We start from the raw sequence: 16438 nt of genomic DNA, 5'->3' as shown, positions 1-16438 counted from the left end.
AGGTTCGCCGCCCGCAGGGGTTGTCAGTGCTCTTCTGCGACCGCGAGCTGGATGTAGACCGCGGTGAGGACGGTGAAGACGTAGGCCTGGAGGACGGCGACCAGGATCTCGAAGACCGTGAAGGCGCCGCCGAAGGCGAGGGTTCCCACACCGAGCGCGGCCCAGCCGCCGCCCGCCGTGAAGAAGAAGAACCAGGTGGCCGAGAAGCAGAGGACCAGGAGCATGTGGCCGACGATCATGTTCATCAGCAGTCGCAGCATCAGCGTGACGGGACGCAGGATGAACGTGGACACGAGCTCGATGACCGCGACGATGGGGAGCGCGAAGCCCGGAACGCCCTGCGGGAACAGCGAGTTCTTGAAGAAGCGCCAGCCGTTGCGGCGGATACCCGCGTAGATGAAGGTCACGTAGCTGACCACCGCCAGCGTGAGCGGCACGGCGGCGACGCTGGATCCCGCGATGTTCAGGAACGGGATGATGCCGGTGATGTTGAAGAACAGCACCATGAAGAAGATCGTGGTGAGGATCGGCAGGAACCGGTCGCCGTCCTTGCGTCCGAGCAGATCATGCGCCACATTGGTGCGTACGAAGCCGAGTCCCATCTCGACGACGCTCTGGAAACGACCGGGGATGATCTTCATGCGCCGGGTGCCGAGCACGAGGATCAGGATGATCGCGAGAGTCGAGATGGCCTGCACCAGCGTGATGCGGTGCACCGTCAGACCGAAGATGTTGAACAGTTCGCCGGGGAAGAACTCGTCGATCGACGGACCGTGGAACCCGCCGTTGTCGGCCAGTCGAGGGATCATGGTCGCAGCAAGATTAAACAGCGCGGGCTCCAACTTCGGGGCACCGGGGGCTACCGGGGCGTCGGTCGATGTGCTTCACAGCGCAGCGCTCGCGTAACGAGCGGGCTCGGGTTCCAGCCTATCAGACCCGTGAGTTGCCTGAATCCCCGCCCGGAGCCTGCGGGGAGGCGGTTCCGGAGCCCGGGGCGACGTCTTCGGGAGCGACCGTCGGCAGGGACGCGTCGCTCACGACGGGCAGGCGCATCTTGAGGAAGACGACGGCGTCGATCGCGAGCGAGACCACCACCCCCGCCAGCAGCGCCCAGAAGAAGATGAGCGGCTCGAGCCACGGCTGCCCGCGCAGCACGAGGATCAGCACGAAGAACAGCCCGAGCTTGAGGAACCAGCCGCCCATCACGATCGCGAAGAACAGCTGCACGTACAGCTCCTGCCCGAACCACCGGTTCGCGATGAGGATGCTGGCCGCGGTGATCGCGCCGAAAAGCACGGCGATGAGCGCGCCGATCAGGCCGCTCCACACCCCGGGGGCGCCCTTGAGCAGTCCCCCGATGATCCCGGCGACGATCGCGAGCACGACGGCGGCGGCACCGGACGCGATGAGTGCCGTGCGCAGGATCGGCGTGCTGGTGACGGGGTTCGGTCCGGAGGAGGGCTGGTGGCTCGCGGAGCTCATTTCGATTCCTTCTGGATGGCGCGCGGGCGCGACGGGATGAGGGTGACGACGAGGCAGGCCGCGGCCCCGACGATGCCGAAGACCACCCCGGCCGCGTACTCGCCGTACCAGCCCTCGCGGGAGCCGATGTACATCAGCAGCACGGCGATCGAGATGATCGCGGTCCAGGCGTAGAAGATGAGGACGGCGTCGCGTCCGCGGTGCCCGAGATCGAGCATGCGGTGGTGCAGGTGCTTGCGGTCCGGTGAGAACGGCGACTTGCCCGCGCCCATGCGGCGCAGCACCGCGAGGCCGAAGTCGAGCAGCGGCAGCAGCACGACCACGACGGGCAGCAGGATCGGGATGAACGCGCCGAGCAGCTGCGAGCGCCCGATCTGCGCGTTCGTGAGCACGGTGGGGTTCAGCTGACCGGTGATGGCCACGGCGCTCGTGGCCATCAGCAACCCGATCACCAGGGCGCCGGAGTCGCCCATGAAGAGCTTCGCGGGGCTCCAGTTCATCGGCAGGAAGCCGATGCATGCGCCGATCAGCACCGCCGCGATGAAGGGCGCGAGACTGAAGTAGCTCGACTGGCCGATGTCGCGGGCGATGATGTACGAGTACGCGAAGAACACGCCGTTCGCGATGAGGCAGACGCCGGCGACGAGACCGTCGAGGCCGTCGATGAAGTTCACCGCGTTCATCACGATGACGATCGCGAACATCGTGATCACGATGCTCAGCCAGTTGGATCCGATCACGGGCTCCGCGAGAGGGAGCGAGGCGATCTGCAGGCCTCCGACGATCGTGACCAGGCCGGCCGCCAGGAACTGCGCACCCAGCTTGATCATCCAGTCCAGATCCCACAGGTCGTCGATCACGCCGACGATCGCGATGAGCAGGACCGCGCCGAGCACCGACCACATCGTCTGCGGCTGCGCCCAGATGATGTGGAAGAACGGGCTGGCCGCACTCGCGGCGAAGGCCGCCAGGATTCCGAGCAGCATCGCCACGCCCCCGAGCCGCGGCGTCGGCGTGGTGTGCACATCGCGCTCACGAATGCCGGGGTACAGCTTGAAGCGCAGGCTCAGCTGCCACACCGCCCACGAGCAGGCCAGAGTCACGGCCGCCGTGAGGATCACGGTGAACAGGTACTGCTTCACGGGGTCGCTCTCCTCCGGCCGGGATCAGGACTGCTCGTCGAGCAGGTCCCCGAGCACGCGGGCGAGCTCGTCGCGGGAGATCGCGCCCTCGCGGAGCACGCGCACCTTGGCGTCCTCACCCCCGGGACGGACCAGGGAGGTGGCGTCGATGATCGTGGACGCGACGCCGCGGGTCGCGGGGCCCGCGTCGAGGTAGACCTCGATGCTGTCGCCGAGCATGCTCCTGGCCGCCTCGAGCTCGACGGCGGCGGGCTCGCCGGTGAGGTTCGCGCTGGAGACCGCGAGCGGCCCCGTCTCCTCGAGCAGTGCGAGCGCGACCCGGTGGTCGGGCATGCGCACCGCGACCGTGCCGTGGGTCTCGCCGAGGTCCCAGACCAGGGACGGCTGCGAGGGCAGCACGATCGTGAGACCCCCGGGCCAGAACTCGTCGACCAGGCGCTGCACGGGCTCCGGTACGGTCTCCACGAGGGCGGCGAGGGTGGCGGTGCTGCCGACCAGGACGGGGGGCGGCTGCTGGCGCCCCCGCCCCTTCGCGTCGAGCAGGCGCTGCACGGCGGCGGGGCTGAAGGCGTCGGCGCCCACGCCGTACACGGTGTCGGTGGGGAGCACGACCAGCCCTCCGCGGCCGATGGCCAGACGGGCCTGGCGCATACCGGTGAGGATCTGATCCGCGTCGCGGCTATCGAAGACTGAGGACATGACCGGCCCAGTCTACGGGGCGCGGCGCGGTACGCCCTGAGCGGGCTCGCGAATCACCGCATGCCCGCCGTCGACCGCGCACCGCCGCCGCGGGACCGGCTAGGGGCGGAGGGCTGTCGTGGCGCGGTCCCGGTGGGTGAGGTCCCGGTGCGTCGCGGCGGCGTGCCAGCCGTCCTGCGCCAGGAGCTCCCTGATCGCGGCGCCCTGCACTTCTGCGTGCTCGAGCACGAGCGTGCCGCCGGGGTGCAGCAGCGCCCAGGCGCGCTGGCTGATCGCGCGTACAACGTCAAGCCCGTCCGCGCCGCCGTACAGCGCGAGCGCCGGGTCGTGCAGACGCACCTCCGGGTCGCGCGGGATCGCGTCGTCCGGAACGTACGGCGGATTGGAGATGACCACGTCCACGGTCCCGTCGAGCTCCGGGAGCGCGTCCGCGAGGTCGCCGAGGACGAGCGAGAGGTTCTCCTGTCCCGCGGTATTGCGCAGCGCCCAGGCGTGCGCCTCGGGCGAGAGCTCGACCGCGTGCACCCGCGCATGCGGCACCTCGGTCGCCAGCGCGAGCGCGATCGCCCCTGACCCGGTGCAGAGGTCGACGCCGATCGGGGCGGGCGTGGCGGCGGCCAGGAGCGCGTCGATCGCGAACTGCGCGACGATCTCGGTCTCGGGGCGCGGCACGAACACGCCGGGGCCCACGGCCAGCTCGAGATGGCGGAAGGGGGCGGTGCCGGTGAGATGCTGGAGCGGCTCCCTCGCGGCCCGGCGCGCGACGAGAGCGGCCAGCGCCGTCTCGTCCTCGTCGGTCAGCGCGTCTCCGCGGATCGTCGCGGCCTGCACGCCGCCGCGGCCGAGTCCCAGGACGTGCCCGATGAGGAGCTCGGCGTCGACGGCGGGATCCGGGACGCCGGCGTCGCCGAGGGTGGTCACGGCACGGCGGAGGGCATCGGCAAGGGGCAGGGACATAGACCTCCAGCGTAATGCGGGCGTCACATTCACCGGCCGCACAAGCCATCGCCCTAGGCTGTGCTCGATCGGGTCCTCCTCTGAAGCGGGACGGGGCCGTCGCACCAGCGAAGAAGTGCGCCCATCGAAAGGTCAGTCATGGCAGGCATCCACTCCGACATCACCAGCACGTTCGGCAACACCCCGCTCGTCAAGCTGAACCACGTCACCGAGGGCCTCGACGCCACGGTGCTGGTCAAGCTCGAGTCCTTCAACCCGGCCTCGAGCGTCAAGGACCGCATCGGCATCGCGATCGTCGACGCCGCGGAGGCGTCCGGCGAGCTGAAGCCCGGCGGCACGATCGTCGAGGCGACCAGCGGCAACACCGGGATCGCTCTGGCCATGGTCGGCGCCGCACGCGGCTACCGCGTGATCCTGACGATGCCCGCCTCGATGTCGAAGGAGCGCCGCGTCCTGCTGAAGGCGTTCGGCGCGGAGCTCGTGCTGACCGACCCGACGCTCGGCATGAAGGGCGCGATCGAGAAGCTGCAGGAGATCATCGCGGAGACCCCCGGCGCCGTCTGGGCCCGCCAGTTCGAGAACGCCGCGAACCCGCAGATCCACCGCGAGACCACAGCGCAGGAGATCCTGCGCGACACCGACGGGAAGGTCGACGTCTTCATCGCGGGCGTCGGCACGGGCGGCACCATCACCGGCACCGGCCAGGCTCTCAAGGCCGCCAACCCCGAAGTCAAGGTCATCGCGGTCGAGCCGACCGACTCCCCGCTGCTCAGCCAGGGACACCCCGGACCCGCGAAGATCCAGGGCATCGGCCCGAACTTCGTCCCCGCGATCCTGGATCGCGACGTCATCGACGAGATCATCACGGCCGGTTTCGAGGAATCCCTCACCACGGCCCGCGATCTGGCGGCGAAGGAGGGCCTCCTCGTCGGCATCTCCGCCGGCGCCGCCGTCGCCCAGGCGCTGAAGGTGGCCGCGCGCCCCGAGAACGCCGGCAAGACCATCGTCGTGATCGCCCCGGACACCGGCGAGCGCTACCTGTCCACCGCCCTCTTCGAGGACCTGCGCGAGGACTGATGCCGCACTCTGGCATGTCGTGGGCCGGGCGGATGCGCGAGGACGTCGCATCGGCCCGGCTCCGCGACCCCGCCGCGCGCGGCGGACTCGAGATCGCCCTGCTCTACCCCGGTCTGCACGCCATCTGGGCGCACCGGGTGAACCACGCCCTCTGGACGCGCGGCTGGCGCTTCCCGGCACGGATGGCCTCGCAGGTCGCGCGCTGGCTCACCGGCGTCGAGATCCACCCCGGCGCCACGATCGGGCGCCGCTTCTTCATCGATCACGGCATGGGCGTCGTGATCGGGGAGACGGCGGAGATCGGCGACGACGTGATGCTCTATCACGGCGTCACGCTCGGCGGGCGCACCCGCGATGCGGGCAAGCGTCACCCGACCCTGGAGGACGGCGTCGTGGTCGGCGCCGGCGCCAAGATCCTCGGCCCCGTCGTCATCGGGGCGCGCTCCGCGATCGGTGCGAACGCCGTGGTCACGAAGGATGCGTCCGCCGACTCGGTGCTCACCGGGGTCCCCGCACGGGCCCGCCCGCGGGTCGAGGGCGAGAACACCGCGAGGATCCTGTCGGTCCCGGACTACTCGATCTGACTCGCGATCAGCGCTTCTTGGCCGCGGCCTTGAGCGCTGCCGCCTCGCGCACCTCGCGCTTGATCAGCAGCATGAGCACGCACATCACGAAGCCCCACCACTTGCTCCACTCGATCGTGAAGCCCGTCAGCAGGAGGTCGGCCACGATCAGGCCGAGCGCCGACGAGGCCAGGAAGATCAGGGTGCGCGTGAAGAAGAGGCCCATGGCCGGAGCAGAGCGCGGGACGGGTGCGCACCTGGCTCGCGCCGCGTACTGTCGGGGTCATGCGCTGGGTGCTCCATGTGGACCTCGACCAGTTCATCGCGGCCGTCGAGGTGCTGCGCCGTCCCGAACTCGCCGGGCTCCCCGTCATCGTGGGCGGGCGCGGGGATCCGACCGAGCGCGCCGTGGTGTCGACCGCGTCCTACGAGGCCCGTGCATTCGGCGTCGGTTCGGGGATGCCGCTGCGGATCGCCGCCCGCAAGGCGCCGGATGCGGTGATCCTGCCCGTGGACGCGCCCGCGTATCTGGCCGCTTCGGCAGAGGTCATGTCGGTGCTGCGCGCCCAGCCCGGCGCCGTGGTGCAGGTGCTCGGCTGGGATGAGGCGTTCGTGGGCGTCGAGACGGACGATCCGGAGACGTACGCCCGCCGCCTGCAGCAGGCCGTCCTGGATCGCACCCGGCTGCACTGCAGCGTGGGCATCGGCGACACCCTCGTGCGCGCGAAGATCGCGACCGGGTTCGGCAAGCCGCAGGGCGTGTTCCGGCTCACCGCCGGGAACTGGGACGACGTGATGGGCGAGAGAGCGGTGATCGAGCTCTGGGGCGTGGGCGCGAAGGTCTCGAAGCGCCTGCGCGCGCTCGGCGTCCGGACGGTCTCCGAGCTCGGCGCAGCGCCCGAGGAAGCGCTGACGACGGAGTTCGGCCCGCGGATGGGCCTCTGGTATCAGGACCTCGGCCGCGGCGGCGGATCCGCGGTCGTCGACGACACGCCCTGGGTCCCCCGCGGGCACAGCCGCGAGACCACCTACCAGACCGACCTCGCCGATCGTGCGGAGATCGAGCGGGCCGCCCTGACGCTGCTCGACCAGGTCCTCGACGATGTCGCGGAGGACGGGCGTCCCGTCATCGGCCTCGGGCTGAAGGTGCGCTACGCGCCGTTCATGACGAAGACGTTCACGAAGCGGATCGCGGAGACCGCCGACCGCGATCTCGTCATCGCGAAGGCACAGGAGCTCATCGCCCGGATCGACCCCGACCGCCCGGTGCGGCTGCTGGGGATGCGCGCGGAGATGGCGCTGCCGGAGGATGCGCGGGACGGCCGCACGCCCACGCGCGGAGCATGGTGACACGCCGCGCGCGACCGCGCGTCGCGTTCAGTCCTCGGTGCCGAGGGCGGCGAGCTGCGCTTCCTCGTCCGCGTGGATCGCGGACTCGATGATCGGCTCGAGCGCCCCGTCCATGACCTGGTCGAGGTTGTACGCCTTGAAGCCGGTGCGGTGATCCGCGATCCGGTTCTCGGGGAAGTTGTAGGTGCGGATCCGCTCCGAGCGGTCCATGCCGCGGATCTGCGAGCGGCGGGCGTCGGAGGCCGCGGCGTCGAGCTCCTCCTGCTGCCGCGCGAGCAGCCGGGCGCGCAGCACGCGCATGGCCGCCTCGCGGTTCTGCAGCTGCGACTTCTCGTTCTGCATCGAGACGACGATCCCGGTCGGGACGTGCGTGATGCGCACCGCCGAGTCGGTCGTGTTCACCGACTGCCCTCCGGGACCGGAGGAGCGGAACACGTCGATCTTGAGGTCGTTCTGATTGATCGCGATCTCGTCGGGCTCGTCGACCTCGGGGAACACCAGCACGCCCGTCGTGGACGTGTGGATGCGCCCCTGCGACTCCGTGGCCGGAACGCGCTGCACGCGATGCACACCGCCCTCGTACTTGAGGTGCGCCCATACTCCCTGCGAGGGATCGGTCGAGGATCCCTTGATCGCGACCTGCACATCCTTGTAGCCGCCGAGATCCGACTCGGTGCGCTCCAGGAGCTCGGTCTTCCAGCCCTTCGAGGCGGCGTACTGCACGTACATGCGCAGCAGATCGGCGGCGAAGAGGGCGGATTCGGCTCCGCCCTCCCCCGCCTTGATCTCCATGATCACGTCGCGCGCGTCATCCGGATCCCGAGGGATCAGCAGGCGCCGGAGCTTCTCCTGGGCGGCCTGCAGCCCCTCTTCCATGCCGGGGATCTCCGCCGCGATGGACTCGTCCTCGCGGGCGAACTCCCGCGCGGTCTCGAGATCCTCGCCCGCGGCGATCCAGTCGTCATGCGCCTTCACGATGCGGCTGAGCTCGGCGTAGCGACGGTTGACGCGCTTCGCCCGTGCGGCGTCGGCGTGCACCTCGGGGTCGGAGAGCTCCCTCTCCACCCTGCGGTGCTCGTCGCGCAGCGACTCGACCTGCTCGAACATGACGACCGGATCCCTGGCTCAGGCGGCGCGGATCAGCGGATGCTGTTCTCGGACGCGTGGCTGTGGCCCGTGCCGGAGGCCGGCTTGCCCAGCTGCGCGTTCTGCATCTGCAGCAGGAACTCGACGTTCGAGTCGGTCTCCTTGAGCTTGCCGAGGACGACCTCGAGGGCCTGCTGCGGGTCGAGCCCGGCGAGGGCGCGGCGCAGCTTCCAGGTGATCTTGACCTCGTCGGGGCTCAGCAGCATCTCCTCGCGGCGGGTCGAGGACGCGTTGACGTCCACGGCCGGGAAGATCCGCTTGTCGGCCAGCGCGCGGCTGAGACGCAGCTCGCTGTTGCCGGTGCCCTTGAACTCCTCGAAGATGACCTCGTCCATCTTGGATCCGGTCTCCACCAGCGCGGTCGCGAGGATCGTGAGGGATCCGCCGTTCTCGATGTTGCGCGCTGCCCCGAAGAAGCGCTTCGGCGGGTAGAGCGCCGAAGCGTCCACGCCGCCCGTCAGCACGCGTCCGGAGGCGGGAGCCGCGATGTTGTAGGCGCGGCCGAGGCGGGTGATCGAGTCGAGCAGCACGACGACGTCGCGGCCCAGCTCGACGAGACGCTTGGCCCGCTCGATCGCGAGCTCGGCGACCGTGGTGTGGTCCTCCGCAGGGCGGTCGAAGGTCGAGGCGATGACCTCGCCCTTGACCGTGCGCTGCATGTCGGTGACCTCTTCGGGGCGCTCGTCGACGAGCACGACCATGAGGTGCACCTCGGGATTGTTCTGCGCGATCGCGTTGGCGATCTGCTGCAGCACGATCGTCTTGCCGGCCTTCGGGGGCGCGACGATGAGTCCGCGCTGGCCCTTGCCGATCGGGGCGACGAGGTCGATGATGCGCTGCGTGAGCTTCTCCGGCGCGGTCTCCAGGCGCAGACGCTCCTGCGGGTAGAGCGGGGTCAGCGCGGAGAACTCGACGCGGTTCGCGGCGTCGTCCGTGCTCAGGCCGTTGATCGAGTCGACCTTGACCAGCGCGTTGTACTTCTGGCGCCCCTGCTGCTCGCCCTCGCGGGGCTGCTTGATCGCGCCGACGACGGCGTCGCCCTTGCGCAGGTTGTACTTCTTGACCTGGCCGAGCGAGACGTACACGTCGCTGGGGCCGGACAGGTAGCCGGTGGTGCGCACGAACGCGTAGTTGTCGAGCACGTCGAGGATGCCGGCGATCGGGATGAGGACGTCGTCCTCGCCGATCTCGGTCTCGAACTCGTCGATGTTCTGGTTCGTGCCGCCGCGGCGCTTGTTGCGCTGACGGCTGCGGGCGCTGCCGCCGTCCTCATCGATGTCCTGGGCGCCGCCACGGCCGCCCTGATTGCCCTGGTTGCCGTTCTGGTTGCCGTTGCCCTGGTTGCCGTTGCTCTGACCGTTCTGGCCGCCGCCGTTCTGGCCGTCCTGAGCGCCGTTGCGGTTGCGGCTGCGCGAACGGGACCGGCTGCGGCTGCGGCCGCCCGTCTCCTCGCCGCCCTCCGCGGAGTTGTCCGCCGGCTGTGCGTCGGAGGACGCGGACTCGGCGGGCGCCTCCTTCGTCGCGGCCTCCGACACGGCCTCGGACGGAGCGTCCGCCGCGGCCTCGGCCGGAGCGTCCTCGGTCTTCTTCGCCCGGCTGCGGCGCGGAGCCTTAGCCTTCGGGGCGGACTCGGCCGGAGCCTCCGCGGCGGGAGCGTCCGCGACGGGAGCCGCCTCGGGGGCGGCCGTGTCTGCGGGGGCGTCCTCGACCTTCTTCGCGCGGCTGCGGCGCGGGGCCTTCGCCTTCGGGGCGACCTCGGCCGGAGCGTCCGCGGCGGGTGCCGCCTCGACGACGGGCGCGGCCTCGACGGCCTCGGCGGCCTTCGCCGCCGCCGTCGCCGTGGTCGCACGGCGCGGCGCGCGCTTGCGCGGCGCCTTGGGTGCGCCCTCAGCGGACGCCTGATCGGCCGAAGCCGAAGTCTCGATCTGGGTCTCGGAGATAGTCTCCACGAGTACTCCTCTTGTAAGTCGTGGGTATTTCGGCGCGCACACGGCAGATGCCGGGGCGCGACCGCACGATCATGCCGAGAACAGGCTGTCCCCTGCATGCCACCCGGGGAACACGCTTGTACAGAGCTCGGTGACCGGCTCGTCCTGCGGTTTCGGGTGCTGTGCGGCTGACGCGTGAAGTGCGTCGCGGGTCGGGATCACGATTGTGACGAAGAACCCTCCGCTCGTTCCCTCACTGTACCACCTCGCACATCGACGGCGACCATCTGCGGGATCCACGGAGTGTCCGTGACCGCGTCGGCGATCCGCACCGCTTCGAGGCGGCTGCCCGGCCCGTCGCACAGCACCAGCACGCTGGGTCCGGCGCCGGAGACGACGGCCGCGAATCCTTCCGCCCGCAGGGCGCGCACGAGCCGGTTCGTCTCGGGCATCGCGGGTGCGCGGTAGTCCTGGTGCAGCCGGTCGTCTGTCGCGTCCAGCAGCACGTCAGGGCTCTGGGTGAGCGCGGCGATGAGCAGAGCGGAACGGGAGACGTTGAACACGGCGTCCTCGCTCGGCACGTGCTCGGGCTGCAGGCTGCGCGCCGCCTTGGTCGACATCGTGTAGCCGGGCACCAGCACGAGCGGCGAGACGCCGCGGTGCACGAGCAGTTTCTTGTGCTGCGGGCCGCGCTCGGCCGTCCACGCGATCGTCAGGCCCCCGAACAGCGCCGGCGCGACGTTGTCGGGGTGCCCCTCGAGCTCGGTGGCCAGGCGCAGCAGCGCGGCGTCGTCGAGTTCGACGATCCCCGCCAGCAGCCCCTGCGCGGCCAGGACGCCGGCGGCGACCGCTGCGCCGGAGGAGCCGAGACCTCGCCCGTGCGGCACGCCGTTGCGCGCCACGAGACGGATCCCCGGCATCTCGACGCCCGCGTCGGCGAAGACGTGCGCGATCGAGCGGACGACGAGGTTGGACGCATCGCGGGCGATCTCCTCCGCGCCGGATCCGGAGACCTCGACCTCGATCCTCCCCGGCTCGAGAGCCGTGACCTCGACCTCGTCGTACATGCTGAGCGCGAGGCCGAGGGTGTCGAACCCGGGACCGAGGTTGGCGCTCGTGGCGGGGACGCGCACCTCGACGGTGCGCCCCGGCATCGGGCCGGTGGTGGCGCTCACGTCACTCCCCCTCGACGCGCAGCACCGAGAGCACGCGGGTGACGGCGTCGCTGTCGGCGAGGCGGGAGACGGTGTCGCTGAGCGCCTGCTCGGTGGCACGGTGTGTGCCGATCACGAGGCGGGCGGTGCTGCTCTCCTCGCCCCGTTCGATCGTCTGCAGCGCGGTCGCGATGGAGACGCCGTGGTCGCTGAGTATGCCGGCCACGGTCGCGAGCACACCGGTGACGTCGGCGACCTCGATCGTGATCTGGTAGCGCGTGGTGATGTGGCCGAACGGCGCCATCGGCAGGCTCTGCCTCGCCGACTCGCCCACGCCCACGCCGCCGGCGATGTGCCGGCGCGCGGCGGAGACCACGTCGCCGAGCACGGCCGACGCGGTCTGCACGCCGCCCGCACCCGCCCCGTAGAACATGAGCGGCCCCGCGGCCTCCGCCTCCACGAACACGGCGTTGTTGCCGCCGTGCACGTTCGCCATCGGATGCTCGCGGTCGATCAGCGCCGGGTACACGCGCACCGAGACGGCGTCGCCGCCGTCCTCGGACAGGCGCTCGCACACCGCGAGCAGCTTGATCACGTAGCCCGCCCTGCGGGCATCGGCGATCATGTCGGCCGTGACGGACTCGATGCCCTGACGGTGCACGTCGTCGATCGAGACCTGCGTGTGGAACGCGAGGCTGGCCAGGATCGCGGCCTTCTGCGCCGCGTCGTACCCCTCGAGGTCGAGCGAGGGGTCCGCCTCGAGATAGCCGAGCTCGGTGGCGATCCGCTGCGCCTCCTCGGCGCTCAGTCCCTGGCGGTCCATGGAGTCGAGGATGTAGTTCGTGCTGCCGTTGACGATGCCGAAGATGCGCTTGATCCGGTCGCCGGCGAGGGAGTCGCGGAGCGGACGGATGATCGGAATCGCGGCGGCGACGGCCGCCTCGTACGACACGGAGGCGCCGACTTGATCCGCGGCCTCGAAGATCTCCGCGCCGTGCGTGGCCAGCAGCGCCTTGTTGCCGGTGACGACGTCGGCCCCGCTGCGCAGCGCCTGCAGCACGTAGCCGCGCGCCGGCTCGATCCCGCCCATGAGCTCGATCACGATGTCCGCGCTCTGGATCAGCGCCTCGGCGTCGGTCGTGAGCAGTTCGCGCGGCAGCTCCGCGTCGCGCGGGGCGTCGATGTCGCGGACCAGGATCCCGGCGAGCTCGAGGTGGGCTCCGCTGCGCTCGGCGAGGTCGCTCCGGTGCTCGAGGAGCAGGCGCGCGACCTGGGATCCCACGGATCCCGCCCCGAGCAGGGCGACGCGGAGGGTGCGGCGGCGGCCGTCGATTTCCGTCATGCTTCTCCTTCTCCGGCGCGAGCGCCGGTGGGTTCCATCGTCCGGCGGGCGGCGATGCCGGCGTCGCGGGAGAGGAGGTCGTCGAGGGTCTCCCCCCGCACGATCACCCGCGCGTGACCGTCGCGCACGGCGACGACCGCGGGGCGCGGGGTGTGGTTGTAGTTGCTGGACAGCGCGTGACAGTACGCGCCGGTCGCCGGCACCGCGAGCAGGTCGCCCGGGGTGACGTCGGAGGGGAGGTACTCGTGATCGACGACGACGTCCCCCGATTCGCAGTGCGAGCCCACGACGCGCGCGAGCACGGGCGCGCCGGTGCCCTCGCGGGAGGCGATGCGCGCGGAGTACTGGGCGCCGTACAGGGCGGGCCGCGCGTTGTCGCTCATGCCCCCGTCGACGCTCACGTAGAGCCGCTCTCCGCGCTCCCCGAGCGACACCTCCTTGGTGGTGCCGACCTCGTACAGGGTGACGCCGGCCTGGCCGATGACCGCGCGGCCCGGCTCGAACGCGAGCGTGGGGATCGGGATCCCGCGCACCTCGCACTCTCGGGCCACGGCCTCGACGATGGCGGTGGCGAGCTCCTCGATGGGCGTCGGGTCGTCGGCCGCGGTGTACGCGATGCCGAAGCCGCCGCCGAGGTTGAGCAAGGGCAGCTCCCCGCCCTCGCGCAGTTCGGCGTGCAGATCGACGACCCGCGAGGCGGACTCGGCGAAGCCGGCGGATCCGAAGATCTGGGATCCGATGTGGCAGTGCAGCCCGCGCAGCGTCAGGCTCGGGATCTCGCGGATCCTCTCGACGAGCGCGGGTGCGGCCTCGAGCGAGGTGCCGAACTTCTGGTCCTCGTGCGCGGTGGCGAGGAAGTCATGGGTCTCCGCATGCACGCCGCTGTTCACGCGGAGCAGCACGCCCTGGACGTATCCGTCCGACCCCGTGCCGTTGCTCGCTGCGCTGCGGCGCTCGGCGATCGCACCGAGGCGCTCGATCTCGATCGCGGAGTCGAGGACGATCGTGCCGACGCCGACCTCGACGGCGCGCTCCAGCTCCGCGACGCTCTTGTTGTTGCCGTGGAACCCGATCCGCGACGGCTTGACGCCGGCGGCGAGCGCGATCTCGAGCTCTCCGCGGCTGCAGACGTCGACGCGAAGGCCCTCCTGGGTGACCCAGCGGGCGACCTCGGTGCTGAGGAACGCCTTGCCCGCGTAGTAGACGCGCGCCTTGGTGCCGTGTGCGGCCGCGGCATCGTCGAAGGCGGCCTTGATCCTGGCCGCGTGCGCCCGCGCCTCGGCCTCATCGAGAACGTACAGCGGGGTGCCGAAACGGGCACGCAGCTCGGCGACACCGACGCCGCCGAGCTCGAGCTCTCCGTCGGCGTCGCGCCGCGCTGATGCCGGCCACACCCCCGGGGCGAGATCGTTCGGATCGGCCGGTTCCTTCAGCCATTCCGGGGCGAGCGCGTCGTCGGGCGATGCGGAAAGCACAGGGCACCAATCGTCGTGGGTGTCTCGGGTGTTCGAGCCCGGCCCAGAGCGTGCCGAGTTCTGAGAATTCTAAGGCACGGCACCGACCCACCTCGACGGGTGTGACGCCGGGGACGACGGCTGGCGGAGCCGCACGCGGGGCGCGTCTGCTTGGATGGCGGGATGCGCGGATTCCATCACGTCGAACTCTGGGTCGCCGACGTGGAGCGGGCTGCCTCCGAATGGGGCTGGCTTCTCGGGCAGGTCGGCTTCGAGTCGGCCGAGGTGTGGGCCGAGGGGTGCTCCTGGCGGATCGGGGACGCCTATCTGACGATCTGTTCGGCTCCTGCGCTGCACGGAGAAAGCCATGACCGGCGCCTCCCCGGGCTGAACCATCTGGCGTTCCACGGCGGATCCCGCGCCGAGGTCGACGCGCTCATGGACGCCGCGCCTTCGCACGGCTGGCGGCTCCTGTACGCCGAGCGCTATCCGCACGCCGGTGGTCCGGATCACTACGCCGGCTGGCTCGAGAACGGCGACGGATTCAAAGCCGAGATCGTCGCGACCTGACGGCCCGCCGACGACACCGGATCTTGCCGATCGCACGGGATCCTGCCGACCGCACGGGATCCTCGCGCCAACAAGCCGCGCGCTCGACAGCAAGCCGTGCACTCGGCAGCAGAGGGTCCGCCTGGTGACAAGCCACGCACTCGCGACGGCACCGGATCCTGTCGAAAGCACGGGAACCTCACGCCGACCACCCGTGCACTCGGGCGCAAGCCGTGCAGTCGACCGAGCCGCCCTCCGCGAGCACTGCACATTCCCACGACCGCGCACTCGAGGACAAGCCGTGCGCTCGGCGAAGCCCCGCACAAGGTCCCCGGTTCCGGCTCCCCCATCTCCGAGTCGTCCCCGTCAGCGCACCCCCTGGCCTCCGCTGACGGGGACGACTCGGAAGTAGGGGGATCTGGTGCTCGGTACGCTCGGAGGATGGGCACTCGCACCGCATCCAAGGGCACGCCCGGAGCTGAGGGCACGCCGGGAGCTGAGGGCACGCCCGGAGCCGAGGGCACGCCCGGAGCCGAGGGCACGCCCGGAGCCGAGGGCACGCCGGGAGCCGAGGGCGCGCCGGCGCGGAAGGCGTGGCTGCCGCGCACGATCGACGCCGTGCTGGCGCGCGTGCTGCGGTGGCGCGTCGCGCGCGCGTGGCTGCTGTACTCCGAGAAGCACGGCCCCGCCCTGGCCGACGGGATCACCTACCGCGCGCTGTTCAGCCTCTTCGCCGCCGTGCTGCTGGGCTTCTCCGCCGCGGGGCTGTGGCTGGCCGGCAATCCCGAGGCGCTCACTGCGCTCGTGCAGGCGGTCGATGCCGCCGTGCCGGGACTCGTCGGAACCGGCGGCCTCATCGACCCCGCGAAGATCACCGCCCCGACAGGGCTGTCGATCGCGGGGATCGTCTCGCTCGCCGGACTCGTCGGTGCGGCGCTGGGCGCGATCGGATCCCTGCGCATCGCCCTGCGCACCCTCGCCGGCGCTCTCGCCGACGATGTGCAGTGGTACTGGGTGATCGCCCGCAACCTCGCACTGGCCGCCGGGATCGGGATCGGCTTCACGCTCAGCGCCGCCGCCACGGTCGTCGGCTCGGTGGGACTCGATCAGATCGCCGATCTGGTGGGCCTCCGCCACTCCCCCGCGACCGCGTGGATCGAGCGGATCCTGTCGCTGCTCATCGTGTTCGCGCTCGACACCGCGCTCATCGCGGGACTGTTCTCGGTGCTCTCGGGCGTGCGCACCGGCGTGCGCACCCTCTGGGCGGGATCCGCGCTCGGCGGCCTCGGCCTGCTCGTGCTGCAGCAGCTGTCCACCCTGTTCGTCGGCGGCGCCTCGTCGAACCCGCTGCTCGCCTCCTTCGCCGCGCTCATCGCGCTGCTGCTCTGGCTCAACCTGTCCGCGCAGGTCGTGCTGCTCGCGAGCGCCTGGATCATCACCGGGGTCGAGGACGACGAGGACAGGACCACGGGCAGACCCCGCACGTTCGCCGAGCGGCGCCTCCAGCGCGCCGAGCGTCTGCTCGCCGCGACCGCCGCAGAGCGCGACGCGGCGCGGGACCAGGTGGCGACCGAGCGCCGCGGCTCCTGACGGAC

The 16438-nt window shown here is 71.0% G+C and carries 16 protein-coding genes; 5 read left to right on the top strand and 11 right to left on the bottom strand.

All coding sequences use genetic code 11. The annotated features are described in order from the left end of the window. Positions 1–23: 23 nt before the first annotated feature. The 5 genes from atpB to prmC all read right to left on the bottom strand — a co-directional run bounded on the left by atpB (position 24) and on the right by prmC (position 4280). Positions 24–809, bottom strand: coding sequence for a F0F1 ATP synthase subunit A (gene atpB, locus ACFC1J_RS07715; protein ID WP_375904040.1), 786 nt, complete (start codon positions 807–809; stop codon positions 24–26). 121 nt (positions 810–930) lie between these two features. Beyond that, positions 931–1482: a hypothetical protein gene (locus ACFC1J_RS07710; RefSeq protein WP_375904038.1), complete on the bottom strand. Its 552-nt coding sequence runs from the start codon at positions 1480–1482 to the stop codon at positions 931–933. Beyond that, positions 1479–2624 (bottom strand): MraY family glycosyltransferase, encoded by a 1146-nt coding sequence (locus ACFC1J_RS07705; RefSeq protein WP_375904036.1) that lies wholly within the window; start codon positions 2622–2624, stop codon positions 1479–1481. Before ACFC1J_RS07705 ends, ACFC1J_RS07710 begins: the two co-directional genes overlap by 4 nt. A gap of 24 nt (positions 2625–2648) precedes the next feature. Continuing rightward, positions 2649–3323 carry an L-threonylcarbamoyladenylate synthase gene (locus tag ACFC1J_RS07700; RefSeq protein ID WP_375904034.1) on the bottom strand — a complete coding sequence of 225 codons (675 nt, stop codon included), beginning with the start codon at positions 3321–3323 and terminating at the stop codon, positions 2649–2651. Between the two features lie 99 nt (positions 3324–3422). Next, on the bottom strand, positions 3423–4280 hold the full coding sequence (gene prmC / locus ACFC1J_RS07695; protein WP_375904033.1) for a peptide chain release factor N(5)-glutamine methyltransferase: 858 nt from the start codon (positions 4278–4280) through the stop codon (positions 3423–3425). A 138-nt stretch (positions 4281–4418) separates the two neighbouring features. On the opposite strand from prmC, the gene cysK reads away from it, so the two are divergent. Continuing rightward, a complete protein-coding gene (cysK, locus tag ACFC1J_RS07690) occupies positions 4419–5357 on the top strand; it encodes a cysteine synthase A (RefSeq protein ID WP_375904031.1) in 939 nt (312 codons plus the stop codon). Next, a complete protein-coding gene (gene epsC / locus ACFC1J_RS07685) occupies positions 5357–5941 on the top strand; it encodes a serine O-acetyltransferase EpsC (RefSeq protein ID WP_375904029.1) in 585 nt (194 codons plus the stop codon). Before cysK ends, epsC begins: the two co-directional genes overlap by 1 nt. 7 nt (positions 5942–5948) lie before the next feature. Here epsC and ACFC1J_RS07680 read toward each other — a convergent pair whose 3' ends face one another. Next, entirely contained in the window at positions 5949–6146 is a 198-nt protein-coding gene (locus ACFC1J_RS07680; RefSeq protein ID WP_375904027.1) for a hypothetical protein, read from the bottom strand. A 59-nt stretch (positions 6147–6205) separates the two neighbouring features. On the opposite strand from ACFC1J_RS07680, the gene ACFC1J_RS07675 reads away from it, so the two are divergent. Then, a complete protein-coding gene (locus ACFC1J_RS07675; RefSeq protein WP_375904025.1) occupies positions 6206–7270 on the top strand; it encodes a DNA polymerase IV in 1065 nt (354 codons plus the stop codon). A 27-nt stretch (positions 7271–7297) separates the two neighbouring features. Here the strand turns inward: ACFC1J_RS07675 and prfA are convergent, their stop codons facing one another. The 5 genes from prfA to lysA all read right to left on the bottom strand — a co-directional run bounded on the left by prfA (position 7298) and on the right by lysA (position 14315). Further along, a complete protein-coding gene (prfA, locus tag ACFC1J_RS07670) occupies positions 7298–8377 on the bottom strand; it encodes a peptide chain release factor 1 (RefSeq protein ID WP_375904023.1) in 1080 nt (359 codons plus the stop codon). Positions 8378–8409: 32 nt separating this feature from the next. After that, positions 8410–10365, bottom strand: coding sequence for a transcription termination factor Rho (gene rho, locus ACFC1J_RS07665; RefSeq protein ID WP_375904021.1), 1956 nt, complete (start codon positions 10363–10365; stop codon positions 8410–8412). 197 nt (positions 10366–10562) lie between these two features. Further along, complete coding sequence (thrB, locus tag ACFC1J_RS07660) at positions 10563–11498, bottom strand: homoserine kinase (RefSeq protein ID WP_375904491.1); 936 nt, start codon at positions 11496–11498, stop codon at positions 10563–10565. A gap of 22 nt (positions 11499–11520) precedes the next feature. After that, positions 11521–12840, bottom strand: coding sequence for a homoserine dehydrogenase (locus tag ACFC1J_RS07655; protein WP_375904019.1), 1320 nt, complete (start codon positions 12838–12840; stop codon positions 11521–11523). After that, positions 12837–14315, bottom strand: a complete 1479-nt coding sequence (lysA, locus tag ACFC1J_RS07650; RefSeq protein WP_375904017.1) for a diaminopimelate decarboxylase — start codon at positions 14313–14315, stop codon at positions 12837–12839. The genes ACFC1J_RS07655 and lysA overlap by 4 nt, the downstream gene beginning before the upstream one ends. A gap of 162 nt (positions 14316–14477) precedes the next feature. Between lysA and ACFC1J_RS07645 the strand changes: the two genes are divergently transcribed. Together ACFC1J_RS07645 and ACFC1J_RS07640 are read left to right on the top strand one after the other, a co-directional pair. After that, on the top strand, positions 14478–14864 hold the full coding sequence (locus ACFC1J_RS07645) for a VOC family protein (RefSeq protein ID WP_375904015.1): 387 nt from the start codon (positions 14478–14480) through the stop codon (positions 14862–14864). Between the two features lie 420 nt (positions 14865–15284). Then, positions 15285–16433 carry a YhjD/YihY/BrkB family envelope integrity protein gene (locus tag ACFC1J_RS07640; protein ID WP_375904013.1) on the top strand — a complete coding sequence of 383 codons (1149 nt, stop codon included), beginning with the start codon at positions 15285–15287 and terminating at the stop codon, positions 16431–16433. Positions 16434–16438 lie beyond the last annotated feature (5 nt).

Source organism: Microbacterium sp. NPDC056052, from assembly GCF_042266785.1.
Taxonomy (GTDB): Bacteria; Actinomycetota; Actinomycetes; order Actinomycetales; family Microbacteriaceae; genus Microbacterium.
This window is presented reverse-complemented; position numbering and strand designations above follow the sequence as displayed.